Annotated in this window: 25 protein-coding genes and 2 tRNA genes; 18 read left to right on the forward strand and 9 right to left on the reverse strand. The window is 73.0% G+C overall.

Annotation, left to right across the window (positions count from 1 at the left end; genetic code table 11):
- Positions 1 to 6: 6 nt before the first annotated feature.
- On the forward strand, positions 7 to 1,080 hold the full coding sequence (locus tag EXE57_RS18265; protein WP_135080001.1) for a branched-chain amino acid aminotransferase: 1,074 nt from the start codon (positions 7 to 9) through the stop codon (positions 1,078 to 1,080).
- A 3-nt stretch (positions 1,081 to 1,083) separates the two neighbouring features.
- Here the strand turns inward: EXE57_RS18265 and EXE57_RS18270 are convergent, their stop codons facing one another.
- Positions 1,084 to 1,902 (reverse strand): FkbM family methyltransferase, encoded by an 819-nt coding sequence (locus EXE57_RS18270; protein WP_135080003.1) that lies wholly within the window; start codon positions 1,900 to 1,902, stop codon positions 1,084 to 1,086.
- 100 nt (positions 1,903 to 2,002) lie between these two features.
- On the opposite strand from EXE57_RS18270, the gene EXE57_RS18275 reads away from it, so the two are divergent.
- The 4 genes from EXE57_RS18275 (at position 2,003) to EXE57_RS18290 (ending at position 6,260) form a co-directional block, all read left to right on the forward strand.
- Positions 2,003 to 2,413, forward strand: coding sequence for an MmcQ/YjbR family DNA-binding protein (locus EXE57_RS18275; protein ID WP_135080005.1), 411 nt, complete (start codon positions 2,003 to 2,005; stop codon positions 2,411 to 2,413).
- A gap of 55 nt (positions 2,414 to 2,468) precedes the next feature.
- Positions 2,469 to 4,013: a serine/threonine-protein kinase gene (locus EXE57_RS18280; RefSeq protein WP_135080007.1), complete on the forward strand. Its 1,545-nt coding sequence runs from the start codon at positions 2,469 to 2,471 to the stop codon at positions 4,011 to 4,013.
- Positions 4,014 to 4,233: 220 nt separating this feature from the next.
- The gene (gene cimA / locus EXE57_RS18285) at positions 4,234 to 5,829 is read left to right on the forward strand and encodes a citramalate synthase (RefSeq protein ID WP_135080009.1); all 1,596 of its coding nucleotides are present in this window, start codon (positions 4,234 to 4,236) and stop codon (positions 5,827 to 5,829) included.
- A gap of 44 nt (positions 5,830 to 5,873) precedes the next feature.
- Positions 5,874 to 6,260 carry a VOC family protein gene (locus tag EXE57_RS18290; RefSeq protein ID WP_135080011.1) on the forward strand — a complete coding sequence of 129 codons (387 nt, stop codon included), beginning with the start codon at positions 5,874 to 5,876 and terminating at the stop codon, positions 6,258 to 6,260.
- Here EXE57_RS18290 and EXE57_RS18295 read toward each other — a convergent pair whose 3' ends face one another.
- Genes EXE57_RS18295 through EXE57_RS18305 form a run of 3 tightly spaced genes read right to left on the reverse strand, consistent with a single transcriptional unit; the run spans position 6,261 to position 8,151 of the window.
- Complete coding sequence (locus tag EXE57_RS18295) at positions 6,261 to 6,863, reverse strand: energy-coupling factor transporter transmembrane component T (protein WP_135080013.1); 603 nt, start codon at positions 6,861 to 6,863, stop codon at positions 6,261 to 6,263. It abuts the gene before it with no gap.
- Positions 6,860 to 7,543, reverse strand: coding sequence for an energy-coupling factor ABC transporter ATP-binding protein (locus EXE57_RS18300; RefSeq protein ID WP_135081133.1), 684 nt, complete (start codon positions 7,541 to 7,543; stop codon positions 6,860 to 6,862). Before EXE57_RS18300 ends, EXE57_RS18295 begins: the two co-directional genes overlap by 4 nt.
- A 2-nt stretch (positions 7,544 to 7,545) precedes the next feature.
- Positions 7,546 to 8,151, reverse strand: coding sequence for a biotin transporter BioY (locus EXE57_RS18305; protein WP_135080015.1), 606 nt, complete (start codon positions 8,149 to 8,151; stop codon positions 7,546 to 7,548).
- A 95-nt stretch (positions 8,152 to 8,246) separates the two neighbouring features.
- On the opposite strand from EXE57_RS18305, the gene EXE57_RS18310 reads away from it, so the two are divergent.
- Positions 8,247 to 8,810: a TetR/AcrR family transcriptional regulator C-terminal domain-containing protein gene (locus EXE57_RS18310; RefSeq protein WP_135080017.1), complete on the forward strand. Its 564-nt coding sequence runs from the start codon at positions 8,247 to 8,249 to the stop codon at positions 8,808 to 8,810.
- A 76-nt stretch (positions 8,811 to 8,886) separates the two neighbouring features.
- On the opposite strand, the gene EXE57_RS18315 is transcribed toward EXE57_RS18310, so the two are convergent.
- The 3 genes from EXE57_RS18315 to EXE57_RS18325 are packed head-to-tail and all read right to left on the reverse strand — an operon-like array spanning position 8,887 to position 10,914.
- Complete coding sequence (locus tag EXE57_RS18315; protein WP_244246896.1) at positions 8,887 to 9,495, reverse strand: pentapeptide repeat-containing protein; 609 nt, start codon at positions 9,493 to 9,495, stop codon at positions 8,887 to 8,889.
- Positions 9,492 to 10,040 (reverse strand): M23 family metallopeptidase, encoded by a 549-nt coding sequence (locus EXE57_RS18320; protein WP_135080019.1) that lies wholly within the window; start codon positions 10,038 to 10,040, stop codon positions 9,492 to 9,494. The genes EXE57_RS18315 and EXE57_RS18320 overlap by 4 nt, the downstream gene beginning before the upstream one ends.
- Positions 10,041 to 10,077: 37 nt before the next feature.
- Positions 10,078 to 10,914 (reverse strand): 3-methyladenine DNA glycosylase, encoded by an 837-nt coding sequence (locus EXE57_RS18325; protein WP_208542907.1) that lies wholly within the window; start codon positions 10,912 to 10,914, stop codon positions 10,078 to 10,080.
- Between the two features lie 80 nt (positions 10,915 to 10,994).
- On the opposite strand from EXE57_RS18325, the gene EXE57_RS18330 reads away from it, so the two are divergent.
- From EXE57_RS18330 to EXE57_RS18355, 6 genes are all read left to right on the forward strand, one after another.
- Positions 10,995 to 12,545 (forward strand): alkaline phosphatase D family protein, encoded by a 1,551-nt coding sequence (locus EXE57_RS18330; protein WP_135080023.1) that lies wholly within the window; start codon positions 10,995 to 10,997, stop codon positions 12,543 to 12,545.
- 71 nt (positions 12,546 to 12,616) lie between these two features.
- Positions 12,617 to 13,426: a fumarylacetoacetate hydrolase family protein gene (locus tag EXE57_RS18335; protein ID WP_135080025.1), complete on the forward strand. Its 810-nt coding sequence runs from the start codon at positions 12,617 to 12,619 to the stop codon at positions 13,424 to 13,426.
- Positions 13,423 to 14,868 carry a glutamate--tRNA ligase gene (gene gltX / locus EXE57_RS18340; protein ID WP_135080027.1) on the forward strand — a complete coding sequence of 482 codons (1,446 nt, stop codon included), beginning with the start codon at positions 13,423 to 13,425 and terminating at the stop codon, positions 14,866 to 14,868. Before EXE57_RS18335 ends, gltX begins: the two co-directional genes overlap by 4 nt.
- 74 nt (positions 14,869 to 14,942) lie before the next feature.
- Entirely contained in the window at positions 14,943 to 15,971 is a 1,029-nt protein-coding gene (locus EXE57_RS18345) for a CPBP family intramembrane glutamic endopeptidase (RefSeq protein WP_244246897.1), read from the forward strand.
- A gap of 57 nt (positions 15,972 to 16,028) precedes the next feature.
- A tRNA-Gln gene (locus tag EXE57_RS18350) sits at positions 16,029 to 16,100 on the forward strand.
- 112 nt (positions 16,101 to 16,212) lie between these two features.
- A tRNA-Glu gene (locus EXE57_RS18355) sits at positions 16,213 to 16,288 on the forward strand.
- 48 nt (positions 16,289 to 16,336) lie between these two features.
- Here the strand turns inward: EXE57_RS18355 and EXE57_RS18360 are convergent.
- The gene (locus EXE57_RS18360; protein WP_135080029.1) at positions 16,337 to 18,484 is read right to left on the reverse strand and encodes an MMPL family transporter; all 2,148 of its coding nucleotides are present in this window, start codon (positions 18,482 to 18,484) and stop codon (positions 16,337 to 16,339) included.
- Between the two features lie 172 nt (positions 18,485 to 18,656).
- Between EXE57_RS18360 and EXE57_RS18365 the strand changes: the two genes are divergently transcribed.
- The 6 genes from EXE57_RS18365 (at position 18,657) to EXE57_RS18390 (ending at position 22,610) form a co-directional block, all read left to right on the forward strand.
- Positions 18,657 to 18,866, forward strand: a complete 210-nt coding sequence (locus EXE57_RS18365; protein ID WP_167305971.1) for a hypothetical protein — start codon at positions 18,657 to 18,659, stop codon at positions 18,864 to 18,866.
- Between the two features lie 38 nt (positions 18,867 to 18,904).
- Positions 18,905 to 19,366: an HIT family protein gene (locus tag EXE57_RS18370; RefSeq protein ID WP_135080033.1), complete on the forward strand. Its 462-nt coding sequence runs from the start codon at positions 18,905 to 18,907 to the stop codon at positions 19,364 to 19,366.
- Between the two features lie 27 nt (positions 19,367 to 19,393).
- Positions 19,394 to 19,966, forward strand: a complete 573-nt coding sequence (locus EXE57_RS18375; RefSeq protein WP_135080035.1) for a hypothetical protein — start codon at positions 19,394 to 19,396, stop codon at positions 19,964 to 19,966.
- A 69-nt stretch (positions 19,967 to 20,035) separates the two neighbouring features.
- Positions 20,036 to 21,529, forward strand: coding sequence for a DNA-3-methyladenine glycosylase 2 family protein (locus tag EXE57_RS18380; protein WP_135080037.1), 1,494 nt, complete (start codon positions 20,036 to 20,038; stop codon positions 21,527 to 21,529).
- The gene (locus EXE57_RS18385) at positions 21,517 to 21,993 is read left to right on the forward strand and encodes a methylated-DNA--[protein]-cysteine S-methyltransferase (RefSeq protein ID WP_135080039.1); all 477 of its coding nucleotides are present in this window, start codon (positions 21,517 to 21,519) and stop codon (positions 21,991 to 21,993) included. The genes EXE57_RS18380 and EXE57_RS18385 overlap by 13 nt, the downstream gene beginning before the upstream one ends.
- Before the next feature lie 164 nt (positions 21,994 to 22,157).
- The gene (locus EXE57_RS18390; RefSeq protein WP_135080041.1) at positions 22,158 to 22,610 is read left to right on the forward strand and encodes a histone deacetylase; all 453 of its coding nucleotides are present in this window, start codon (positions 22,158 to 22,160) and stop codon (positions 22,608 to 22,610) included.
- 23 nt (positions 22,611 to 22,633) lie between these two features.
- On the opposite strand, the gene EXE57_RS18395 is transcribed toward EXE57_RS18390, so the two are convergent.
- Positions 22,634 to 23,362: an IclR family transcriptional regulator gene (locus EXE57_RS18395; protein WP_135080043.1), complete on the reverse strand. Its 729-nt coding sequence runs from the start codon at positions 23,360 to 23,362 to the stop codon at positions 22,634 to 22,636.
- Between the last annotated feature and the right edge of the window lie 36 nt (positions 23,363 to 23,398).

Raw genomic sequence — 23,398 nt, forward strand, 5'->3', positions numbered from 1 at the left:
GTCCCCATGCACATCAGCACCACCCCCAGCGACCACCCGGTCGCCGACGAGCGGCTCACCGAGATCCTCGCCAACCCCGGGTTCGGCACCCACTTCACCGACCACATGTTCACGGTCGAGTGGACGCCGGACGGCGGCTGGCACGACGCACGGGTGACGCCGTACGGCCCGCTGACGCTCGACCCGGCGACGGCGGTCCTGCACTACGCGCAGGAGACCTTCGAGGGGATGAAGGCCTACCGCCACGACGACGGCTCGGTGTGGACCTTCCGTCCCGAGGCCAACGCGGCACGGATGGCGCGCTCCTCGCACCGGTTGGCCCTCCCGGTGCTGCCGGAGGAGGACTTCGTGGCTGCCGTCGACGCCCTGGTCACGCAGGACCAGCGGTGGGTGCCCGACAGCCAGGGGGAGAAGAGCCTGTACGTCCGGCCCTTCATGTTCGCCTCCGAGACCTTCCTCGGCGTCCGCCCGGCCCAGCACGTGACGTTCATGGTCATCTGCTCACCCGCCGGCGCCTACTTCAAGGGGGGCGTCAAGCCCGTCACCCTCTGGCTCACCGAGGAGTACACCCGCGCCGGCCGCGGCGGCATGGGGGCGGCCAAGACCGGCGGCAACTACGCCAGCTCGCTCGTCGCCCAGCAGGAGGCGATCGGCCAGGGCTGCGACCAGGTGGTCTTCCTCGACGCGCAGGAGGGTCGCTACGTCGAGGAGCTCGGCGGCATGAACCTCTACTTCGTCCACGCCGACGGCCGCATCGTCACTCCCGAGACCGGCACCATCCTCGAGGGCATCACCCGCTCCAGCATCATCGAGCTGGCCGGCAAGCTCGGTCACCCGGTCGAGGAGCGGAAGCTCTCCATCGACGAGTGGCGGGACGGGGTCGCCAGCGGCGACATCGTGGAGATCTTCGCGTGCGGGACGGCGGCCGTGGTCACCCCGGTCGGCTCGCTGCGTTGGGACGGCGGCGAGGCGCCGGCGCCCGCCAGCACCGACCTCACGATGGAGCTGCGCCAGTCGTTGGTCGACATCCAGTACGGCCGCGCCGAGGACCCGTTCGGCTGGATGCACCGCGTCTGCTGAGCCTCACCGGCCGGCGGTGTCCTGCTGCTTCGGCGGCCGGCGCACCACGTGCGCGGCGTCCTCGGCCGTGCGCGGGTCGAGCGCGAGCCCGGCCCTGACGAAGACCACGTTGTACTGGTGGGACCGCGGCGTGACGTCCCTCGCGACCGGGATCAGGCCGCACCCGCGGAGGTGGGCGGCGACATCGACGTCGAGCCACTGCCCCTCCCACATGGTCTGGTTCTCGACCTCGACGACGAGGGCCTCGGTGCGGTCGAGCACGGACCCGCTGCCCTCGAGCACCATCCCGATCGCCCCCTCCACGTCGATCCACGCCACCACGCGGTCGTCGTCACCGAGCGTCGTGAGGTGGTCCCCGAGCCGGACCGACGGCACCATCACCCGCTGCTCGTCGCCGGCCCGGGTGTGGGCGTGCAGCGAGGCCAGCTTGCTCTCCAGGGGACGGCGCCCACCGCCGACCACGCGCCGAGGGAGGATCAGCTCGATCTCGCCGGTCACCGGCCCGACGCACAGGTTGAGGTAGTCGACCCGGGTCGGGGCCAGCTCCGCCGCGAACTTCTCGTGCACCCACGGGTTGGCCTCGAACGCGGTGACGTGCGCGGTGGGCAGGTGGTCGGCGGCCCACCGGCTGAACGTCGCCTCGTGGGCGCCGATCTCCAAGGTGTGGGTCGGCTCCAGCTGCACGCACAGGCCCTCGAAGAACTCCACGAGCCGCTGGGAGAGCCGCTGCGGACGCACGCTGGCCAGGTGTCCCAGCGCCTCCCAGGTGCGCGACCACGCGAGGTACTGCGCACGGTCGAGGTCGTCGTCCGGGCCGGTCATGCATCCTCCCCGCGTGGTGCACCGCCGTGTCCGAGTACCGGCGACGCCTTGCCCGGCAGGGTAGCCGCCACGGACGTCGGGACGCGGGCATCATGGTCGGGTGAGTCATCCTCTGATGTTCGACGACGACGACCCGGTGCTCGTGCGGCTCCGCGCCGCCACGGCGGGCCTGCCGCAGGTCGTCGAGCGCGTCTCGCACGGCCGACCGCACTTCCGGGCAGGGCAGCGGGGCAAGGGGTTCGCGGTGTACGGCGGCGGCGTCAAGGTCCGCCCGGGCGAGCACGAGCGTCACGACCAGGCCGTCCTCTTCAAGCCGGACCCGGCCGAGGTCGGCGCCCTGGACACCGACCCCCGCTTCTGGGTCCCGGCCTACTACGGGCCCTCCGGCTGGCGCGGCCTCGACCTCGACCTGCGGCGGACCGACTGGGCGGAGGTGGCAGAGCTGCTCGACGCGTCGTACCGCCTGGTGGCGACGCGTCGGCTGCTGGCCGAGCTCGACGACCACGGCTGAGGCAGGGTCGTCGCGGGATCACCGGATCCGGCTGCCGGGCCGTTAACCTGCTCGGGTGACGACTTCCCCGCAGTCGCCCGAGGGGCTCACCGTCGGCGGCTACCAGCTCCTGACCCGCCTCGGCGAGGGCGGCATGGGCGTGGTGCACCTGGCGCGGCGCGGCACCGGCCCGCGGGTGGCGCTCAAGGTGCTGCGACCCCACATCGTGGGGGACGAGGAGGCCCGTCAGCGGCTGGACCGCGAGGTCAACTCGCTCTCGCGGATCCGCAGCCGCTGGGTGGCCGAGATCGTCGACGCCGACCCGTGGGGGGACGTCCCGTACGTCGCGACCCGCTACGTGCCCGGACTGTCGCTGCACGACCAGGTGCACGAGGACGGACCGATCGACGGGGACGACCTCCGGTGGTTCGCCGAGTGCCTGGCGGAGGGCCTCACCTCCGTGCACGACGTCGGCGTGCTGCACCGTGACGTGAAGCCCTCCAACGTGCTGATGGAGGGCCGGACCCCGATCCTCATCGACTTCGGCCTCGCCCGGGTCGCCGACGACCCCCGCCTGACCCACACCGGCTGGCTGCTCGGGACGCCGGGCTACCTCGCGCCCGAGATCCTCTACGGCGATGACGCGACCGCGGCCTCCGACGTCCACTCCTGGGCGGCCACGGTGGCGTACGCCGGCACCGGCCGGCCGCCCTTCGGCCGGGGGCCGTCGATGGCGATCATGGACCGCGTACGCCGGGGTCAGCACGACCTGACCGGGTTGCCCGAGGACGTCGCCGAGCTGGTCGAGGCCGCGCTCGACCCCGAGCCCCGCCACCGCCCCGGTCTCGAGGAGCTGCGCGCGGCGCTCGTCGGCGGGCCCGTCCCGGTCGTCGCGATGCCGGCGCCACCGGCACCCCGCGACGACCCCTACACCGTCCCGCTCGCCCTGGCCACGAGTGGCCACGAGCAGACGCTGAGCTTCTTCGACGACGACGAGCCGGACGACGAGCACGACCCCACCCGGGTCCTGGGCGAGGAGCCGGCGAGCGCCTCGCGGGTCGGGCTCCCCGAACGGCTCCGGCGCGGACTCCTGCTCACCGGGCTGGGCGTGGCCACCGGTGCCGCTGTGCTCGCCGCCCCGTGGTTGGCCGTCGCCGTGATCGCCGCCCTGGTGTGGGTGCTCCGCGCCGGGTCCCTGGCCGGCAGCGCAGCCGGTGCGCGGCGGGAGCTCCGCGGCTCCCGCTGGTACGACGGTCCGCAGCTCCTCGTCGCCTCCCCGTGGCACGTCGTGCAGGCGGTCCCCGGGGCGCTGCTGCTCCTGCTCTGGAGCCTCGGCCTGGCGCTGGCCTGCGGGCTGGTCTGCTACGCCGTCGCCGCCAGCGAGCCGGTGACCCTGTTCGCCTGCGGCGCCGTGCTCGGCCTCGCGCTGTGGCTGGGCCCCGGCGGCTCCCGCCTCAGCGGCCCGGTCAACCGCGTCGTCCACCCGCTCTCGCGGTCGGTGGGGCCGTGGCTGGTCGCGTTCGTCGTGGTCGTGGGCGGGGCGGTCGGCCTGGCTGCCGCTGCGGAGGCCCGCGGGTCCGACTGGGGTCCGTCGGGGTCGCCGTTCTCGCTGCTGCCCTGACGGTTTCCCCGCGCCGGCCGACCGGGGGAAACCGCGACCACCTCCCACCCGCCCGCATGCCGAGAAGCCGGTCTCGCCGCTCGGTCAGCCGTGCGACACTGGTCGGCATGCAGCACCGCATCATCATTTGCTAGCGCGTCGAGACCCTCGACGCGCCCACCTCTCGTATCCCACGGGAGGTTTTTTGTTGCCCGTACCCGACCGAGTGAGGACTGCACCGATGGAGAGCACCGTCGACCTGCAGGGGGACTTCCACGTCTACGACACGACGCTGCGCGACGGCGCGCAGCAGGAGGGGCTCACCCTCTCCGTCGCCGACAAGCTGACGATCGCGCGCCACCTCGACGGCCTCGGTGTCGGCTACATCGAGGGCGGGTGGCCGGGTGCCAACCCCAAGGACACCGAGTTCTTCCGGCGCGCGGTCCACGAGCTCGACCTGCGCCACGCGAGGCTCGCGGCCTTCGGGGCGACCCGCCGCCCCGGCGTACGTGCTGCGGACGACCCGCTCGTCGGCGCACTCCGCGACTCGGGGGCCGGCGTCGTCACCCTGGTCGCCAAGTCGCACGACCGCCACGTGGAGCTCGCCCTGCGCACCACGCTCGAGGAGAACCTGGCGATGGTGCGCGACACCGTCAGCCACCTCCGCGCCGAGGGCCAGGAGGTGTTCCTCGACGCCGAGCACTTCTTCGACGGCTACCGCGACAACCGCGACTACGCCCTCGAGGTGCTCCGCACGGCGTACGAGGCGGGCGCCTCGGTCGCCGCGCTCTGCGACACCAACGGCGGCATGCTGCCCGGCTGGGTCGCCGACGTGGTGCACGACGTGGTCGAGACGACCGGGGTCCGGGTCGGGATCCACTGCCACAACGACACCGGCTGCGCGGTCGCCAACACCCTCGCGGCGGTCGACGCCGGCGCCACCCACGTCCAGGGGACGATCAACGGCTACGGCGAGCGCACCGGCAACGCCGACCTGGTCTCGGTCGTCGCCAACCTCGAGCTCAAGCTGGACCGCCAGGTGCTGCCGCAGGGACTGCTGCGCGAGGCCACCCGGACCGCCCATGCCGTCGCCGAGGTCACCAACGTCCCGCCCGCCGGGCGCCAGCCGTACGTCGGCACGTCGGCGTTCGCGCACAAGGCCGGCCTCCACGCGAGCGCGATCAAGGTCGACCCCAACCTCTACCAGCACCTCGACCCGGTGGGCGTCGGCAACGACATGCGGCTGCTGGTCTCCGACATGGCCGGTCGCGCCTCGATCGAGCTCAAGGGTCGCGAGCTCGGCTTCGACCTCTCCGGCGACAAGGAGCTCCTCACCCGGATCACCGACCGGGTCAAGGAGCTGGAGTCGCGCGGCCACACCTTCGAGGCGGCCGACGCGTCCTTCGAGCTGCTGCTGCTCGAGGAGGTCGAGGGCGGGCGGCCGGCGTACTTCGAGGTCGAGTCGTGGCGGGTGATCACCGAGACCCGCCCCGGCGACGAGGCGATCTCGGAGGCGACCGTCAAGCTGCGCTCGGAAGGCGTCCGCTACGTCGTCACCGGTGAGGGGAACGGCCCGGTCAACGCGCTCGACCAGGCGCTGCGCGAGGCCATCGGGCAGGCCTACCCGGAGGTCGCGAAGTTCGAGCTCATCGACTACAAGGTGCGGATCCTCGACCAGGGCCACGGCACCGACGCCATCACCCGGGTGCTGATCGAGACCAGCGACGGCGAGTCGACGTGGGTGACCGTCGGCGTGGGCCACAACGTGATCGAGGCGTCGTGGGGGGCGCTGGTCGACGGCGTGACCTTCGGGCTGCGCCGGCAGCACGTGACCTGACCGGCGCCGGTGACAAACCACGCCCGCGGTGGTGGGGTGGGGGGATGAGCGAGCTGACCCCGTACCTCTGCGTGAGGGACGCCCGGCGGGCGATCGAGTGGTACGCCGCGGCGCTGGACGCCGAGGTGGTGCTGGAGCCGATCGTGATGGACGACGGGCGCGTGGGCCACGTCGAGCTCGCGGTCGGCGGAGCCCGCTGGATGATGTCCGACGAGTTCGACTCGGCCGGGGTCGCCGCCCCGGACCCCGGGCGCGGAGCAGCCGTGTCGCTGCACCTGACGGTGGCCGACGTCGACGCCGTGTGCGCTCGGGTGGTCGCCGCCGGCGTGGTGCTGGACCGTGGGCCGGAGGACTCGCCGCCGGCCGGTCGGGTCGCGGTGTTCCGGGACCCCTTCGGCCACCGCTGGTTCCTCAACCAGGTGGCCGGCTGATCAGTCCCCGATGCCCCGGGCGTCGAGGGCATCGCCGGTCGCGCGGGCGTGCGCGACCGACCGCACCACCAGCGGCACCAGCCGGGCCCTGGGGTCTCGCTGCAGCCCCCGGGCGACGGCCGCCTCACGGGTCTGACGCGCCAGGTCGAGGGTGGTCGGAACGGCCCGGATCATCAGCGCGAACGCGAGTCCCACCCGCTCCGGATCGACCCCGCACCTGCGCAGCGGCCCGAGTCCGCGGGTGACGGTGTCGAGCACCTCGTCGATCGGCGTCGTCACCGTCAGCACCGTGGCGAGGAGGACCAGTGCCAGCAGGTCGGCGACCAGCTCGACCGCCCGCTCCCACCCCTGGGCCCACGCCGAGTAGGCGCCCACCAGCACCACCACCAGGAGCAGCCCGCGCAGCGTCCGGAGCAGCACTCGGAGCCCGGCGCCGGACCACGCCAGCACCGCGACGGCCGCGGCGAGCGCGACGAGCGCGGTCAGGGGGCCGCGCAGGACGACCACGACGACTCCGGCCACGAAGAGTCCCAGCAGCTTCGCCGAGGCCGGCAGCCGGTGGAGCCAGGTCGTGCCGGGCTGGTGCAGCCCCAGCAGGCTCATGCCAGGCTCCGGTACGTCGCGACCACCTCGGCGGGCGCGCCGTCGGCGACCACCCGGCCACCGTCGACGAGGAGGGCCCGGTCGCAGCGCTGGGCGAGGTCGAGGTCGTGGGTGACCAGCACCAGCTGCTGTCGCAGCCCGAAGAGCAGGTCGGCGACCTCGCGGGTGTTGCGCAGGTCGAGCAGCGTGGTCGGCTCGTCGGCCACGACGACGTCGGGGTCGGTGGCGAGGACCCCGGCCAGGGCGAGCAGCTGCCGCTGGCCCCCGGAGAGGGCGTGCACGCTGCGGTCGGCGAGCTCCGCGAGGCCGTACCTCCCCAGCACCGCGAGGGCGGCCGTCCGGCGCTCGGCCTTGTCGGGGTGGTGGCGCCGCAGCGACAGGGCGACGTCCTCGGCGACCGTCGGCATCACCAGCTGGGCGGCGGGGTCGGTGAAGCAGAATCCGACCTTGCGCCGCACGGCCGGTCCCTCCCGGGCCACGTCGAGGCCGTCGACGAGCACCTGGCCGGTGGTGGGGGAGACCAGGCCGTTGAGCAGCCGGGCCAGCGTGGACTTGCCGGAGCCGTTGGCGCCGACGAGCGCGACGCGCTGCTCGTCGATCCTCAACGTGGTCTCCGCCAGGACCGGGACGTCGCCGTCGGTCGTGGGGAGCCGGACGGTGACGTCCCGGAGCTCGAGCAGGCTCACGCAGCGGCCGGGGCGGGGTGCTCCGCCGGCGTACGCCGGGGGAGCAGGTCCGGGAAGGCGCGGTGCACGGCCGTCGCGACGAGGGCCATGGCGAGGTTCTTGGCGATGTCGCCGGGCCAGTACGCCAGGTCGACGACGAAGGCGTCCGCCCAGCTCAGGTCGAGCCGGACGACGAGGCCCGCGATGCCCAGCGGGTGGATCACGAGCAGGCTGGAGAGCCAGCCGGCCAGGAAGATGAGCGGCACGCTGGTGGCGACCTTGGCGCGGGGCAGCCGCTCGACCAGGAAGCCGCAGAGGAACGCGGCGGGAGCGAAGGCCAGCAGGTAGCCGACGCTGGGGCCGGCCAGGACGGCCAGCCCGCCGGCGCCGCCGGAGAAGACCGGCAGTCCGGCGAGCCCGACCACGACGTACAGCAGGACCGCCAGGAAGCCACGCTTCGCGCCGAGGACGGCGCCGACGAGCAGGACGGCGAAGGTCTGCAGGGTGATCGGTACTCCGCTGGACCCGACCGCGATCGCGGGCAGCAGGGCGCAGACGGCGATCAGGGCCGCGAACCCGGCGATCAGGGCGACGTCGGTGCTGGTCGTGGTGCGGCGGCTCATGGTGGCTGCTCTCGTCGGGGGAGAAACTGAACGGCGTTCAGGTTAGGGTGGCGGTCCACACCCGGTCAATGCGGGTCGGACGAGGCAGGGATCACGTGCGCCACCGCCGCGACGACGTCGTCGACCGGGCCCTGGCGGTCCTCGACGTCCACGGGCTGCCGGACCTGACGATGCGCCGGCTCGGCAACGAGCTCGGTGTGCAGCCGAGCGCGATCTACCACCACTTCGCCGACAAGCAGACCCTGCTGGCCGCCGTCGCCGACACGATCCTCGCCCGCGGCGGCCGACCGTTGCCCGAGGGGTCCTGGGAGGAGCGGGCGCGCGCGTCGTGCCACACCTTGCGGGACGCGTGCCTGGCCTGGACCGACGGGGCCGAGGTGGTCGCGACCGTCCGTGCCTTCGGGCTCGGGGCGCGGGCGCCGTACGACGAGCTGGTGGGGGTGCTGACCGAGGGCGGCCTCGACCCCGAGCTCGCCGGCACGGCGTCGCGGACCCTGCTCCACTTCGTGCTCGGTCACGCGCTCGACGAGCAGACCCATCGGCAGGCCGGCAGTGCCGGGGCGATCGCCTCCGACCCCACGTCCACCGACCACACCTCGGACTTCGAGACCGGGCTCGACCTGGTGCTCGCGGGACTGGCGGTCCGCGCGACCCGATAGTGCGTCACGAATCTGTCGTCCAAGGGCCGTCGGGACGACCGTCGTGTGACGCACTATCGGTGGTGCGACAGCGACGTCAGGTCGTCACGTCGACGTCGGCGCCGTGGAGCTCGGCCAGCAGCACGGCACCCTGCAGGTCCAGCTTCGTACGCCGCAGCCGCGCCGCGGCGAGGTCGACCCGGTCGAGCGAGGCACCCCGCAGGTCGCTGCTGCCGAGGACGGTGTCGCGCAGGCTGGCGCCGTCGAGCCGGCAGTCGCGGAGCACCGACCCGGAGAGGTCGGACAGCGAGAGGTCGGCCTCGCGCAGGTCGAGGCCGGTCAGGTCGAGCTGGGTCAGGGTGGTGCCGCGGATCGTGACCCCGCTCCACTGCCCGCCGGCGACCGTCAACGGCCGCAGCGTGCAGTCGACGAAGACGGAGCCGCTGAGCTTGCAGCCCTCCAGGGTCGCGTCGAAGAAGTTGCAGCGGTTGAACTCGCAGGCCACGAAGGCCGACGAGCGGTGGACCGAGGAGTTGAAGCGGCAGCCGGCGAAGGTGCAGGCGTCGAAGACCGCCCCGGCCGTGGTCACCTCCGAGAGGTCGACGTCCACGAAGGTGCAGTCGGTGAAGCGGGCGGCGCCGAGGTCGTCGGCGTACCAGTCCTCGCCGCGGAGCTCCCGTCCGGTCGCCGTCAGCGGCTCCGTCACCGGCGCGGCCGCAGGCCCAGGAGACGGCGTGGGTGTACGGCGGTCGACAGTCCGCCGCTCATGGCCCGCTTCTCGAAGTGGAGGTGGCAGCCGTCGGGTGCTGCGTCGGCGCCGGCTCGCGCGATCCGCTGGCCGGCCCGGACCCGGTCGCCGGGCTCGACGAGCACCCGGCGGGCGTGGCCGATCACGACGTCCCACTCCTGGGTGTAGTTGCGGATCCGCAGCACCTTGCTGCCGTAGGCCGGGCCGAGTCCCTCGCTGCTCACGACCCACCCGCGCCGGCCGGCACGGAGCGGCGTCCCGCACTTCATCGCGACGTCGATGCCGTGGTGGAACCCGCGTTGCTTCTTGCAGCGCGGATCGGCGTCGTAGTAGGGCGCCCGGGTGCAGCCGAACGGGATCATGATCCGGTGACCGCCGGCGAACCACGGCGAGGTGTAGCGGGTCTTGTCGCCGGTGTAGAACTCCCAGCGCGGGTCACCGGCCGCCTGGGCGGACCCGGCGGTGAGCACGAGAGCGAGCAGGACGGCTCCGAGCAGCCTCATGCCACCACGGTAGCCGTCCCCGCCCCCACGGCGGAGCTCACACGGCGAGCAACCGCTCGCACGCCGCCACCAGACGGGCACGGAGCGGGGCGCCCCGCTCGGCGAAGTGCCGCTGCGCCGCGGCGTACTGCTGCTTGCCCTGGGGCGTCTCGATCCGGACCGGCTCGTAGCCGAACCCCGCCAGGTCGTACGGCGCCGCCCGCATGTCCAGCTCGCGGATGTCCCACGCGAGCTCGAAGCACTCGGCGACCAGCTCGGAGGGGACCATCGGGCTGAGCCGGAAGGCGTGCTTGTAGAGGTCCATCCCCGCGTGGAGGCAGCCCGGCTGCTCGAAGGCCGGCCGGTCGTCGCGACCGGGACTCAGCGTGTTGCGGGGGCGGGCCTCGTCGGTGAAGAACCGGAAGGCGTCGAAGTGGGAGCAGGCGACCCGGTGCGACTCCACGACCGCGTCGGTCCCGCTCGCGCCGAGCCGCAAGGGCTGCGGGTGGCGGGTCTGGTCGGCCCGGTAGACCATCGCCCACTCGTGCAACCCGAAGCACCCGGTGTGGGCCGGCCGGGACGCGGTCGCCACCAGGAGCCGGTGGATCACCTCCAGGACCGGGCGCTGCGACACGACGTGGGCCTCGCTCACCGTGCCGTCCGCGTAGCCCTTCAGGTCCGCGTACTCCGGGGCGTCGAGCAGCCTCACGCCGAAGCCGGGGTGCCAGCGCAGCAGCTGTGCCGGACGCTGGGAGTAGTAGGAGAAGAGGAAGTCGTGGACCGGGTGCTTCTCTCCCGCCCGGCGGCGCGCGAGGTGCGGCCCGACGTACGGCGCCAGCCGCTCCACGTGCGCGGCCGACCGCGCGCGCCACGTCGCCTCCTCGAGCACCTCCACGTGGGACAAGGCTACGCGTCGTCACCGGACCTGCACCGGGGGTTGGCCCCGTGTTCACCCCGCAGGAGCACCGTCGGTCCATGACCTCTCGGGACCCCCGCCTCGGCCGCCGCCCCGTCCTGCTCGGGACGGCCGCCGCCGGCCTCCTCGCCACCACGCCGACCCGCGCCGCCCTGGCGCGCCCCGGCCAGCTCCGCCACCGCCTCCACCTGCCGTCCGGTGTGCAGTCGGGCGACGTGTCCACCGACCGGGCCGTCCTCTGGGCTCGCAGCTCCGGTCCCGGCCGCCTGGTCGCCCGCATCGACGACGGCCGTGTGGTCCGCGGTCCCGAGGTGGGGGAGGGGAGCGACTTCACCGGCCGGATCGAGCTGCGCGGCCTGCGCCCGGGGCGCGAGCACGCGGCGACCCTGTGGTTCGAGGGCGAGGACGGCTCGCGCGGCGAGACCGCCACCCTCACCTTCCGCACCGGCGACCGCCGCCCCGCCCCGACCAGCTTCGTGTGGACCGGCGACACCGCCGGCCAGGGCTGGGGCATCAACCCCGACCTGGGCGGCATGACCGCGTACGCCACGATGGCCGCCACCAGTCCCGACTTCTTCGTGCACGCCGGTGACACCGTCTACTCCGACGGGCCCCTGGAGGAGACGGTCGTCGAGCCCGACGGGCAGGTCTGGCGCAACGTGCTGATCCCCGAGGTCACCAAGGTGGCCGAGACGCTCGCGGAGTTCCGGGCGCGCCACCGCTACAACCTCATGGACGACAACGTCCGGCGGATGTACGCCGAGGTCCCGGTGCTGGCGCAGTGGGACGACCACGAGACCACCAACAACTGGTACCCGGGCGAGATCCTCGCCGACGACCGCTACATCGAGAAGCGGGTCGACGTGCTCGCCGCCCGCGCCCGCCGCGCCTGGCAGGAGTGGCAGCCGATCCAGGGCGCCGCGGTCCGCGGTCGCGGCCGCGACGGCTTCGCCGCGGCGCGCATCTACCGCAAGGTCGAGCGCGGCGCCCACCTCGACGTCTTCTGCCTGGACATGCGCACCCACAAGTCGCCCAACACCGCCAACACCGAGCCGGCGCCGACGCCGGTCCTCGGCGGCCAGCAGGTCGGCTGGCTGATCCGTGAGCTGCGAGGCTCCCGCGCCACGTGGAAGGTGATCTCCGCCGACCTGCCGCTCGGGCTCGTGGTCCCCGACGGCACCGCCCAGGAGGGAGTCGGCAACGGCGATCCCGGGACCCCGCTGGGGCGCGAGCTCGAGATCGCCCGGGTGCTCTCGGCGATCAGGCGGTACGGCATCCGCAACGTGGTCTGGATCACCGCCGACGTGCACTACTGCGCGGCTCACCACTACTCCCCGGACCGAGCGGCCTTCACCGACTTCGACCCGTTCTGGGAGCTGGTCGCCGGACCGATCAACGCGGGCACCTTCGGCCCGAACGCCCTCGACGCCACGTTCGGCCCCGAGGTGGAGTTCTCCAAGGTCGGCGACCACCCCAACCAGTCGCCCCGCGGTGGCAACCAGTTCTTCGGCCACGTCGCCATCGACGAGGCCGGCCTGCTGACCGCCTCGCTGCGTGACACGTCGGGGACCGTGCTGTGGAGCCGCGACCTCGAGCCCGACCCGGCCTGACCCGGGGCAGGTCTCGCGACCGGGCCGCCGGTCGGCGTACGCCGCCCCCACCCTCTCGATAGGGTCGGTCCGTGCGCATCGCAAGGTTCACGACAGGCGAGGACCCGCTCTACGGCGTGGTCACCGGAGAGCTCGACGACTACGGCCAGCCGGCCGACGACTCGGTGGTCGTCACGCTCGCCGGCGACCCGATGTACGTCGGCGTGAAGGCGACCCAGGAGGAGCACAAGCTCTCCGACGTCCGGCTGCTCGCGCCGGTGCTGCCGCGCAGCAAGGTGATCGGCATCGGCCGCAACTACGCCGCCCACGCGGCGGAGCTCGGCCACGACCTGCCCGAGGAGCCGTTGATGTTCCTCAAGCCCAACACCAGCGTGATCGGCCCGGGCGACACCATCGCCTACCCGTCGCAGACCCAGGACCTCCACTTCGAGGGCGAGCTCGCGGTCGTCATCGGCCGGATCTGCCGCGACGTCCCGGCCGCGCAGGCGACCGACGTCATCTACGGCTACACCATCGGCAACGACGTGACCGCCCGCGACCTGCAGCGCTCGGACGTGCAGTTCACCCGCGCCAAGGGCTTCGACACCTTCTGCCCGCTCGGCCCGTGGATCGAGACCGACCTCGACCCGCAGCACTTCGCCGACGGGGTGTCGATCCAGACCCACCTCGAGGGCGACCTCAAGCAGGACGGCAACACCCGCGACCTGATCTTCGACATCCCGACCCTGGTCGCCCACGTCTCCAGCGTCATGACGCTGCTGCCGGGCGACGTGATCCTCACCGGCACCCCCGAGGGCGTCGGTCCCATGGAGGTGGGCGACGAGGTCGAGGTCTCGATCGCGGGCCTCGGAACCCTGACCAACAAGGTGGCCAAGCGATGAGCGTCCGCGTCCGGTTCTGCCCCTCGCCGACCGGCTCGCCCCACGTGGGGCTCGCCCGCACGGCGCTGTTCAACTGGGCCTTCGCCCGCCACCACGGCGGGAGCATCGTCTTCCGCATGGAGGACACCGACAAGGAGCGCAGCACCCAGGAGTCGTACGACGCGATCCTCGACGTGTGGCGCTGGCTGGGCCTGACCTGGGACGAGGGCATCGAGGTCGGTGGTCCCCACGGGCCCTACAAGCAGTCCGAGCGCACCGAGATCTACCGCGACGTCCTGGCCCGGCTGGCGGCGTCCTCGTTCACCTACGACTGCTTCTGCACCACCGACGAGGTGACCGCCCGGCGCAAGGCGGCGGGCTCGAAGGTGCAGGGCTACGACGGGTTCTGCCGCGACCTGTCCGCCGAGCAGCGCTCCGCCTTCGAGGGCGAGGGGCGCCGGCCCGTGGTCCGCTTCCGGATGCCCGAGGGCAGCATCACCTGGACAGACCTGGTCCGCGGCGACGTCACGTTCGAGACCGAGTTCGTGCCCGACTTCGCGCTGTGCCGTGCCAACGGCGACCCGCTCTACACGCTGGTCAACCCCGTCGACGACGCCCTGATGGAGATCAGCCACGTGCTGCGCGGCGAGGACCTGCTCTCCAGCACCCCGCGCCAGATCGCGCTGCACGGAGCGCTGGTCGAGCTCGGGGTGTCGTCGGCCGTCCCGGAGTTCGGCCACCTGCCCTACGTGATGGGGGAGGGCAACAAGAAGCTCTCCAAGCGCGACCCGGAGGCCCACCTGCTGGCCTACCGCGACCAGGGCTTCCTGCCCGAGGGGCTGCTCAACTACCTCGCCCTGCTCGGCTGGGCGATCGCCGCCGACCGCGACGTCTTCACCCTCGCGGAGATGGTGGAGTCCTTCGAGATCCGCGACGTCAACCCCAACCCCGCCCGCTTCGACCTCAAGAAGGCCGAGGCGATCAACGCCGACCACATGCGGATGCTGTCGGTCGAGGAGCTCACCCACCGGGTGCTGCCCCACCTCAAGGCCGCGGGCGTGGTCGGCGACCCGGTCCACGACTCCGACGCCCAGCTGCTCGAGCTCGCGATGCCGCTGGTCGCCGAGCGGATGAACAAGCTCACCGAGGCCGCCCCGATGCTCGGCTTCCTCTTCGTCGACGAGGCCGACTTCACCCGGCACGACGAGATCGACGACGCAGGACGCGAGGTCGTACGCGCGGCGCACGAGGCCCTGGCGGGGCTGGCCACGTGGTCCACGGCCGCGATCGAGGAGGCCCTGCGCAGCGCGCTGATCGAAGGGCTCGGGCTCAAGCCTCGCCTGGCCTTCGGGCCGGTGCGGATCGCCGCGACCGGCCGGAAGGTCTCGCCCCCGCTCTTCGAGTCCCTCGAGCTGCTCGGTCGCGAGCGGTCCCTGGCACGCCTGGCCGGGGCCCTCTCGTGACGCAACCGCCCTTCCCGCCGGGTCCGCCGCGACCGCCGAGCGACCCGGCGTGGCCGGCGCCGTCAGGTCCGCCGGTGACGCCGGGCCAGCCCGCACCCTGGACCCCGCAGACGCCGTACGGTGCCTCCCCGGAGGCTGCTGGTCCCACGCTGGACGGCACGGGTCGCGAGGGCCTGCCCTACCACCTGTTGCTGCGAGGCGGCTGGTCCGGCGCGTGGTGGCGCGGGCTCCTCGGCATCCTCGCGCTGGCGATCGGCATGCTGCTGGTGCTGCCGTTCCTGATGCTGGTGCCGTTCCTCCTCTACTACGCGCTCAGCGGCGCCGAGGTCGGGGAGTCCGTGACGGGGCTCGTCGACCTCACCGACCCCTCGCCGGCCGGCCTCGCCTACCTCAACCTGACCCTGGCCGGGCTGATCCCGCTCACCTGGGTGATCGTGCGGTGGCTCCACGGGTTGCGGCCGCGCTGGCTGTCCTCGATCCGGCCGCGGCTGCGGTGGGGCTACCTGTTCGCGTGCTTCGGGCTGTCCTTCGTCGCGCTGATCGCGACCCTCGTCGTCGCCGCGCTGCTCCCCAGCGACGCGGCCGGGGCCTCCGTCGCCGGCGAGCTCAACGAGTTCACGCCACGGCTGCGCGACTTCATGCTCGTGGTGCTGCTGCTGACCCCGCTGCAGGCCGCCGCCGAGGAGTACGCCTTCCGCGGCTACCTCCTGCAGGCCTTCGGCGGGATGGTCCGCAGCCCCTGGGTCGCGGTGGGGCTCTCCTCGCTGCTCTTCGCGCTGGCCCACGGTGCGCAGGACGCGCCGATCTTCTTCGACCGCTTCGCGTTCGGCGTCGTGGCCGGTGTGCTCGTGGTCGTCACCGGCGGGCTCGAGGCCGGCATCGCGATGCACGTCCTCAACAACTGGCTGGCCTTCGGCATCGCCCTCGCGTACGGCGACATGAGCTCGGCGCTCAACCCGACCGGCGGCACCTGGTGGAGCATCCCCGTGACCCTCACCCAGTCGCTCGTCTACCTCGCCCTGGCATGGTGGGTCGCGCGTGTGATGGGCCTGAGGAAGCGGTCCGACCCGGCCGTTTTGCCCGCCCCGGAAGGGCGCGTGTAAGGTTCCGTCTCGGTCCGAGAGGGCCAGCGGCGGGAGCAGCAGAAGGCCCGCTGACCTTGGGATATGGTGTAATTGGCAGCACGACTGGTTCTGGTCCAGTTAGTCTAGGTTCGAGTCCTAGTATCCCAGCGAGATCCCGGATCGTCCGTCTCCGAAGTCTGGATCGGCCCCGGGATTTGGTCTGGAACCCACGGCTTCGCTAGGGTTTCGACCCGCTGCTCCAGAGCAGCGCACAGTGCGAGCCCCCGTTGTGTAGCGGCCTAGCACGCCGCCCTCTCAAGGCGGTAGCGCCGGTTCGAATCCGGTCGGGGGTACCACTCCACGAAGCGCCCCGCGTCCACCCGGACCGGGGCGCTTCGCCGTCGTCAGTGCACGGTCTCCATCGGCGCCGCGACCTCGTCGACGGTCAGGGCGCGGTCCTCGGTGTCGAGCCGGCTCGGCCACCAGATCCGGCCACCGAGGTCCACGTTGATCGCGGTGACGAGCACCGAGCGCACGATCATGGTGTCGAGGATGACCCCGAGGGCGACCGCGACGCCGAGCTGGGCCAGGAACACCACGGGGATGGTGCCCAGCACCAGGAACGTGGCGGCCAGCACCAGGCCGGCGCTGGTGATCACACCGCCGGTGGAGGTGAGCGCGACCAGCGCACCCTTGCGGGTGCCGGAGTGCATCGTCTCCTCGCGCACCCGGGTCATCAGGAAGATGTTGTAGTCGATGCCGAGCGCCACCAGGAAGACGAACGCGAACAGCGGGAAGCCGGGATCGGACCCGGCGAACCCGAAGACGTACTCGAAGAGCATCACCGAGATGCCGAGCGCGGCCCCGAAGGACAGCACGACGGTGGCGATCAGGATGAGCGGTGCCAGCACCGACCGCAGCAGGAGCATCAGGATGAAGAACACCAGGACCAGGATGACCGGGATGATCACGAGGTTGTCGCGGTTGGCGGCGTCCCGGGTGTCGAGGAAGAACGCGGAGTTGCCGCCCACGAGGGCGTCGGCGCCCTCGACGCCGTGGACGGCGTCTCGGACCCGTTCGACGGTGGCGAAGGCCTCGGGTGACGCCGGGTCGGACCCGATGGCAGCCTCGACGAACGTGACGTCACCGGACGTGACCGGGGGCTTGGGCGGCTCGACGTCGTCGAGACCGGTCAGGGCCTCGGCGATCGCCTCCTCGCTCCCCGCGTCAGCCACCACCATGACGGTGTTGGACTGGTCCACCAGGCCGGCGTCGACCAGCACCTGCTGGCCGGTCACGGACTGGAACTCCTGGGTGTAGGAGTCCTCCGTCGACAGCCCGTTGGTGTCCAGGCGGAGCAGGCCCACGCAGGCGATGGCCAGCAGCACGGTGGTGACCACCCAGACCTTGCGTGGCCGCGGCGCGATCCAGCGCCCGACCCTGGCCCAGAAGCCGGTCCGGGTCGGCTCGGCCGAGCCGAAGCCAGGACGGCGCGGCCAGAAGATCCACCGACCGGTGATCACGAGCAGCGCGGGCAGCAGGCTGATCATCACCAGGAACGTCACGACGATGCCGATCGCCGCGACCGGCCCGAGACCGGCCGTGGAGTTCATCTCGGCGATCATCAGGCACAGCATGCCGAGCGCCACGGTCGCGGCACTGGCCAGCAGGGCCGGTGCGGCACGGTGCAGCGCGAAGCCCATCGCCTCGTGCCGGTCCTCGTGACGACGCAGCTCCTCGCGGTAGCGCGCGACCAGCAGCAGGGCGTAGTCGGTGCCGGCACCGATCACCAGGATGGTCAGGATCGCGTAGGACTGCCCGTTCACGGTGAGGTCGGCGTACCTCGCCAGGAAGTAGATGAGGGCCTGGGAGACGAACAGGGCGACCACGGCGCTGAAGATCGGGAGCACCCACAGGATCGGGCTGCGGTAGGTGAACAGCAGGATCAGGATCACCACGCTGAGGGTGCCCGCCAGCAACGTCGTGTCGATGCCGCCGAACGCCTCGGCCGAGTCGGCGGCCTGACCGCCGGCTCCGGCGACGTACACGTCGACGCCACCGAGGTCGGCGATGTCCCGCAGCTCGTCCGCGACGGCGGGCATCTTGTTCCAGCCCTCCGAGCCGAGGTCGAAGGTGGCGCTGGTCTGCGCGACGCTGCCGTCCTGCGAGACCGCGGGGAAGCCCAGCTGCTCGGCGACGGCGGGGCTGACGACCGACGGTGGCCGCCCCTCCCTGGCCTCGGCCACGCCGTCCATCGCGGCGAACTCGACCGCGTGCTCCTCGATGGCCGCGAGGTCGGCCTCCGTCAGGCCACCGTCGCGGTGGTAGACGACCACGGTGGGGATGGCGTTGGGGTCCTGGAACGGCTCGAGGCGCTCGAAGGCCCGGGTCGACTCCGCCGACTCCGGCAGCCACGAGGAGGCCTCGTTGTTCTGGACGTCGGCCAGCTTGGCCGCGAACCCCGCCGAGCCCGCCGCGACCAGCAGCCACGCCACGAGGACGACCCACTTGGTGACCCGGCCGGTGAGGGCGCCTGCGAGCTGACGGTTCATGGTCACCAGTGAACAGATCCCGGTGACGGCCCGCATCCGGGATCTCCCTGACAGGCGCGCAGGGGTCTAGTCCAGTCATCCGTTTGACGTATGGCGGGCCGGTGCCGGGGTGCCGTGGTGTGGACGGCCTGCACCACCTCGTGGCACCCGTCCCGATCTCACGGGGCGGGGAGTGGGCCGGGCGCTCACCGAGTCGGTGATCGACCTGGCGGACACCTGGCTGGACGTCCGCAGGCTCGTTGTCGTGGTGTTCGTCGACCACGATCGTGCGATCGGGCTCGACGAGTCGTCGGGGTTCCAGCGCGAGGGAGTGGTGCGCGAGCTCGGCTTCAGGCGCGGAATGTACGTCGAGGCCGTCGTGGTGGGTCACCGGCGGCCCTGACCGGGTCGTGGGGGTGCCGGGCGCTGTAGGTTCGCCGGATGACCAGCGACCTCGTCCCCGGCTGCTACCCCTGCGACCAGGCCGCGGCCGCCGACCTGCCCCCGCGCGAGGACGTCGTGCGCAGCGACCACTGGCGCGTGGCGCACGCGTTCAACAGCACGCTGCCCGGATGGTTGGTCGTGCTGCCCACCAGGCACCTCAGGTCGTTCGCCGAGCTCGCACCCGAGGCCGCCGACGAGCTCGGGGGACTCGTACGACGGCTCGGGCTCGCACTGGAGACGGTGACCGGATGCGTCAAGACCTACCTCATGCAGTTCAGCGAGGCCGACGGCTTCTCCCACCTCCACCTCCACCTGGTGCCGAGGATGCCCGACCAGCCCGAGGACCTGCGCGGACCGCGGGTCTTCGGGCACCTCTCCGAGCCCGAGGAGCGCTGGCTGCCCGAGGCTGAGCGTGACCGGGTCGCGCTCGCGGTCCGCGCCGCGTACGCCTTGACGTAGCCGTCCCGGAGGACTCCACTGGAGTGCATGAGGCACCGGCCCCACGTGGCGCTGGGCGCCGCGGCCGGGTTGGCCTGGGCGGGGGCGCTCCGGGGCTGGATGGTGCTCCTCGTCGGGGCGGACGCCTCCCAGGTCAGCTGGCGTACGCCGGCCCTGGTGCTGCTTCCCGGCGCAGCGGTCGGTGGCCTGCTGGGACGGGCCGCGTCGATCCGCGCGAGCGGCCGCCGTCCGCCACGTGTGCTCGTGCTCTCGCCGGCCCTGTTCGCCGTGGCCCTGCTCGACCCCGCGATCGCACGCTCCCTCGTGACCGACGGCCAGGGCAGCGGCGCGCTCGTGGTGGTCGTGACGGCGGTCGCCGGGGGCCACGCGCTGTCGTGCCGCGGGTGGCCGCGTACCCGGATCGCGAGCGCCACCGTCGCCGGCCTCGGCGTCGCGACCATGACCGGCATGGGTGCGATGGCTGGTCCGCTCACGTCGGCGAGGGGTGCGGCCACCGCACTGCTCGGCGGATCGCTGATGGCGGTGCTGTGTGTCGCCTCGGCCCTGCCCCACGCTGCGGAGGTCGAGCCGGGGGTGCCCGACGAGGTCGTCACCAGGTGACACGCGGCTCTCCTCGCCATGTCCGATTCCCGCGAGAAGGTGCTCGGGGGCGTGGGGCAGGATGGGGGCATGGCCCCGACGACGCGACTCGACCCCGAGTCCTGCTACCGCGCCGTCAAGGCACGGGACCGGCGCTTCGACGGGGTCTTCTACACGGCGGTCCGGACCACCGGAATCTACTGCCGGCCCTCCTGCCCGGCCCGCACGCCGGCGTACGGCAACGTCAGCTTCCACCCGAGCGCAGCCGCGGCCCAGGCCGCCGGCTACCGCGCCTGCAAGCGCTGCCTCCCCGACGCGACGCCGGGCAGCCCTGACTGGGACGTCTCCGCCGACGTCGCCGGCCGCGCGATGCGGCTGATCGCCGACGGGGTGGTCGACCGCGACGGCGTGGCGGGGCTCGCGACGCGGGTCGGCTACACGCCGCGCCACCTCAACCGGATCCTCACCGCAGAGCTCGGCGCCGGTCCGCTGGCGCTGGCCCGCGCACGTCGCGCCCAGACGGCACGGGTGCTGATCGAGACCACCGACCTGACCTACGCCGACATCGCGTTCGCCGCCGGCTTCGCGAGCGTGCGTCAGTTCAACGAGACCCTGCGCGAGGTCTACGCGGCCACACCGACCCAGCTGCGCGGACGACGCGGCGGGGGAGCGGCCACCGGCGAGGTCACGATGCGCCTCGCGGTCCGTACCCCCTTCGCCGGCCGGGCGCTGCACGCGTTCCTGGCCGCCCACACGGTCGCCGGGATCGAGGCGGCCGGGGACGGCTGGTGGGCCCAGTCGCTCGCGCTGCCCCACGGGCCGGGCACGGTCCGGATCGAGCTGCGCGACCTCACCGCCCACGACGGCACGGCGCTGCTCCCGGCGACCTTCCGGCTCGCCGACCTGCGCGACACCGGCGCCGCCGTGGAGCGCGTACGCCGGCTGCTGGACGCCGACTGCGACCCGGTGGCGGTCGACGACGCCTTCCTCGGCGACCCGGTCCTCGGCCGGCTGGTGCGCGCGCGACCCGGTCTCCGCGTGCCGGGTCATGTCGACGGTCACGAGCTGGCCGTCCGCACCGTCGTCGGGCAGCAGGTGAGCGTGGCGGGGGCAAGAACGGTCACCGCCCGGCTCGTGCGCGAGCACGGCCGTCCGCTCCCTCACCCGGAGGGCGGGCTCACCCACCTGTTCCCGGACGCCGCGACGCTCGCCGAGGTCGACCCCGAGCGGCTGCCGATGCCGCGCGCCCGCGGTCGCGCCCTGGTCGGGCTCTGCGCGGCCCTCGCCGAGGGGCGGATCGCGCTCGACCGCGGCGCGGACCGCGAGGAGGTGCGGCGTCGGCTGGTCGAGCTCCCCGGCATCGGGCCGTGGACCGCCGACTACGTCGCGATGCGGGCGCTGGGTCACCCCGACGTGTTCCTTCCCACCGACATCGGGATCCGTGACGCGCTGCGCGGGCTCGGCGAGGACCCGGCGCGCGCCGCGGCCCTGGCCGAGCGCTGGCGGCCGTGGCGCTCCTACGCACAGCTGCACCTGTGGCAGACCCTGGACAGCCTGAAGGAGGCCCCACCATGTGGACCGTGACCGAGAGCCCCGTCGGGCCGCTCCGGATCGTCGAGCAGGACGGTGCGATCACCGCCATCGAGTTCGAGCCGTTCCGGGCCACCGGCCGGCCGCTGGGGGAGCGGCGCGACGACCACCCCGTGCTGGCGCAGGCCGTCCAGCAGCTCGCGGCGTACTTCGCCCGGGACCTCAAGGAGTTCGACCTGCCGCTCGCGCCTCGCGGCAGCGAGTTCCAGCAGCAGGTGTGGACCCAGCTGATGCTGATCGGCTACGGCGAGACGGCGTCGTACGGCCAGGTCGCCCTCCGGCTCGGCCGCACCAACGCGGCCTCGCGGGCCGTCGGCCTCGCCAACGGTCAGAACCCGATCCCGATCGTGATCCCGTGCCACCGCGTCATCGGCGCGAACGGCACGCTGACCGGTTATGCCGGCGGCATGGAGCGCAAGCGCCTGCTGCTGGACCTCGAGCAGGAGGCGCTGTTCTGAGCACGAACGGGAGCGAAGCACCCCTCTGGTACGCCTCGTACGGGTCGAACCTCGACCCCGACCGGTTCGCGTGCTACCTCCTCGGCGGCTGCCCGCCCGGCGCCACCCGGACCTACACGGGCACGCGTGCCCGGGTTCCGGCGCTGGACGTCCGGCCGTTCGAGATGCCCGGGCGGCTGGTGTTCGCCGGGCACACGCCGACCTGGGACGGGGCGATCGCGTTCCACGACCCGTCGGCGTCCGGGGAGGTGCTCAGCACGGCCTACCTCCTGCCGACGGCCACGTTCTCCGACGTCGTGGAGCAGGAGATGTGGCGGGACCCGGGCGTCGACCACGACCTGAGCGAGGTGATCGGCAGCGGTCGACAGGTGCTGGGCCCCGGCCACTACGAGACCCTGCACCGAACCGGCGAGCTCGACGGCCGTCCGGTGGTGACGTTCAGCGCCGACGACCCCTCGGTCCTGGAGCCCGGGCGACCCGCGCCCGCGTACCTCGCCACCATGGCCCGCGGCCTGCGCAGCCTCCACGGGCTCACCGCCGACGAGGTCGTCGACTACCTGCTGGGTGCCGCCGGCATCGGCCACGACCGGGAGGCAGTCCGCGCCGCGATCGCCTGACCGCCCGCGGGATCCTGCAGGCCCTACTCGGCCGCAGCAGCAGCCCGGCGCAGCGACTCGGAGAGCCGCTCCGCGGCGGCGAGCACGGCGGGAGCGTGCATCCGTCCGGGCTGGCGGGAGAGGCGCTCGAGCGGGCCGGAGACCGAGACGGCGGCGATGATCTTGCCGCCGGGGGAGCGCACCGGGGCCGAGACCGAGGCCACGCCCTGCTCTCGCTCGCCGACCGACTGTGCCCACCCGCGGCGGCGGATGCCCGACAGGGCGGCGGCGGAGAAGGCGGCGTTCTGCAGGCCACGCTGCATCCGGTCGGGGTCCTCCCAGGCGAGCAGGACCTGGGCAGCCGAGCCGGCGTTCATCGTGAGCTGGGTGCCGATCGGGATGGTGTCGCGCAGGCCGGAGGGCCGCTCGGCGGCGGAGACGCAGACTCGGTGGTCGCCCTGGCGGCGCCACAGCTGTGCGGACTCGCCGGTGATGTCGCGCAGCCGGGCCAGCACCGGGCCCGCCGTGGCGAGCAGGCGGTCCTCGCCGGCAGCAGCGGAGAGCTCGGCCAGGCGCGGTCCGAGCACGAACCGACCCTGCATGTCGCGGGCGACGAGGCGGTGGTGCTCCAGCGCCACCGCGAGGCGGTGGGCGGTGGGGCGGGCCAGGCCGGTGCCGGCGACCAGGCCGGCCAGCGTGGCCGGTCCGGACTCGAGGGCCGTGAGGACGAGGGCGGCCTTGTCGAGGACGCCCACTCCGCTGCTGCTGTCCATATGGCAATACTGCCGTCTCGGATTGTGGATGGCAAG

The sequence above is a fragment of the Nocardioides euryhalodurans genome (assembly GCF_004564375.1).
In the GTDB taxonomy this organism is placed as follows: Bacteria; Actinomycetota; Actinomycetes; order Propionibacteriales; family Nocardioidaceae; genus Nocardioides; species Nocardioides euryhalodurans.

Coding starts and splice junctions, on each gene's coding strand:
- EXE57_RS18265 (WP_135080001.1), top strand. CDS start 7: ATGCACATCAGCACCACCCCCAGCGACCACCCGGTCGCCGACGAGCGG.
- EXE57_RS18270 (WP_135080003.1), bottom strand. CDS start 1,902: ATGACCGGCCCGGACGACGACCTCGACCGTGCGCAGTACCTCGCGTGG.
- cimA (WP_135080009.1), top strand. CDS start 4,234: ATGGAGAGCACCGTCGACCTGCAGGGGGACTTCCACGTCTACGACACG.
- EXE57_RS18290 (WP_135080011.1), top strand. CDS start 5,874: ATGAGCGAGCTGACCCCGTACCTCTGCGTGAGGGACGCCCGGCGGGCG.
- EXE57_RS18295 (WP_135080013.1), bottom strand. CDS start 6,863: ATGAGCCTGCTGGGGCTGCACCAGCCCGGCACGACCTGGCTCCACCGG.
- EXE57_RS18305 (WP_135080015.1), bottom strand. CDS start 8,151: ATGAGCCGCCGCACCACGACCAGCACCGACGTCGCCCTGATCGCCGGG.
- EXE57_RS18320 (WP_135080019.1), bottom strand. CDS start 10,040: ATGAGGCTGCTCGGAGCCGTCCTGCTCGCTCTCGTGCTCACCGCCGGG.
- EXE57_RS18330 (WP_135080023.1), top strand. CDS start 10,995: ATGACCTCTCGGGACCCCCGCCTCGGCCGCCGCCCCGTCCTGCTCGGG.
- gltX (WP_135080027.1), top strand. CDS start 13,423: ATGAGCGTCCGCGTCCGGTTCTGCCCCTCGCCGACCGGCTCGCCCCAC.
- EXE57_RS18360 (WP_135080029.1), bottom strand. CDS start 18,484: ATGAACCGTCAGCTCGCAGGCGCCCTCACCGGCCGGGTCACCAAGTGG.
- EXE57_RS18370 (WP_135080033.1), top strand. CDS start 18,905: ATGACCAGCGACCTCGTCCCCGGCTGCTACCCCTGCGACCAGGCCGCG.
- EXE57_RS18375 (WP_135080035.1), top strand. CDS start 19,394: ATGAGGCACCGGCCCCACGTGGCGCTGGGCGCCGCGGCCGGGTTGGCC.
- EXE57_RS18380 (WP_135080037.1), top strand. CDS start 20,036: ATGGCCCCGACGACGCGACTCGACCCCGAGTCCTGCTACCGCGCCGTC.
- EXE57_RS18385 (WP_135080039.1), top strand. CDS start 21,517: ATGTGGACCGTGACCGAGAGCCCCGTCGGGCCGCTCCGGATCGTCGAG.
- EXE57_RS18390 (WP_135080041.1), top strand. CDS start 22,158: ATGCCCGGGCGGCTGGTGTTCGCCGGGCACACGCCGACCTGGGACGGG.
- EXE57_RS18395 (WP_135080043.1), bottom strand. CDS start 23,362: ATGGACAGCAGCAGCGGAGTGGGCGTCCTCGACAAGGCCGCCCTCGTC.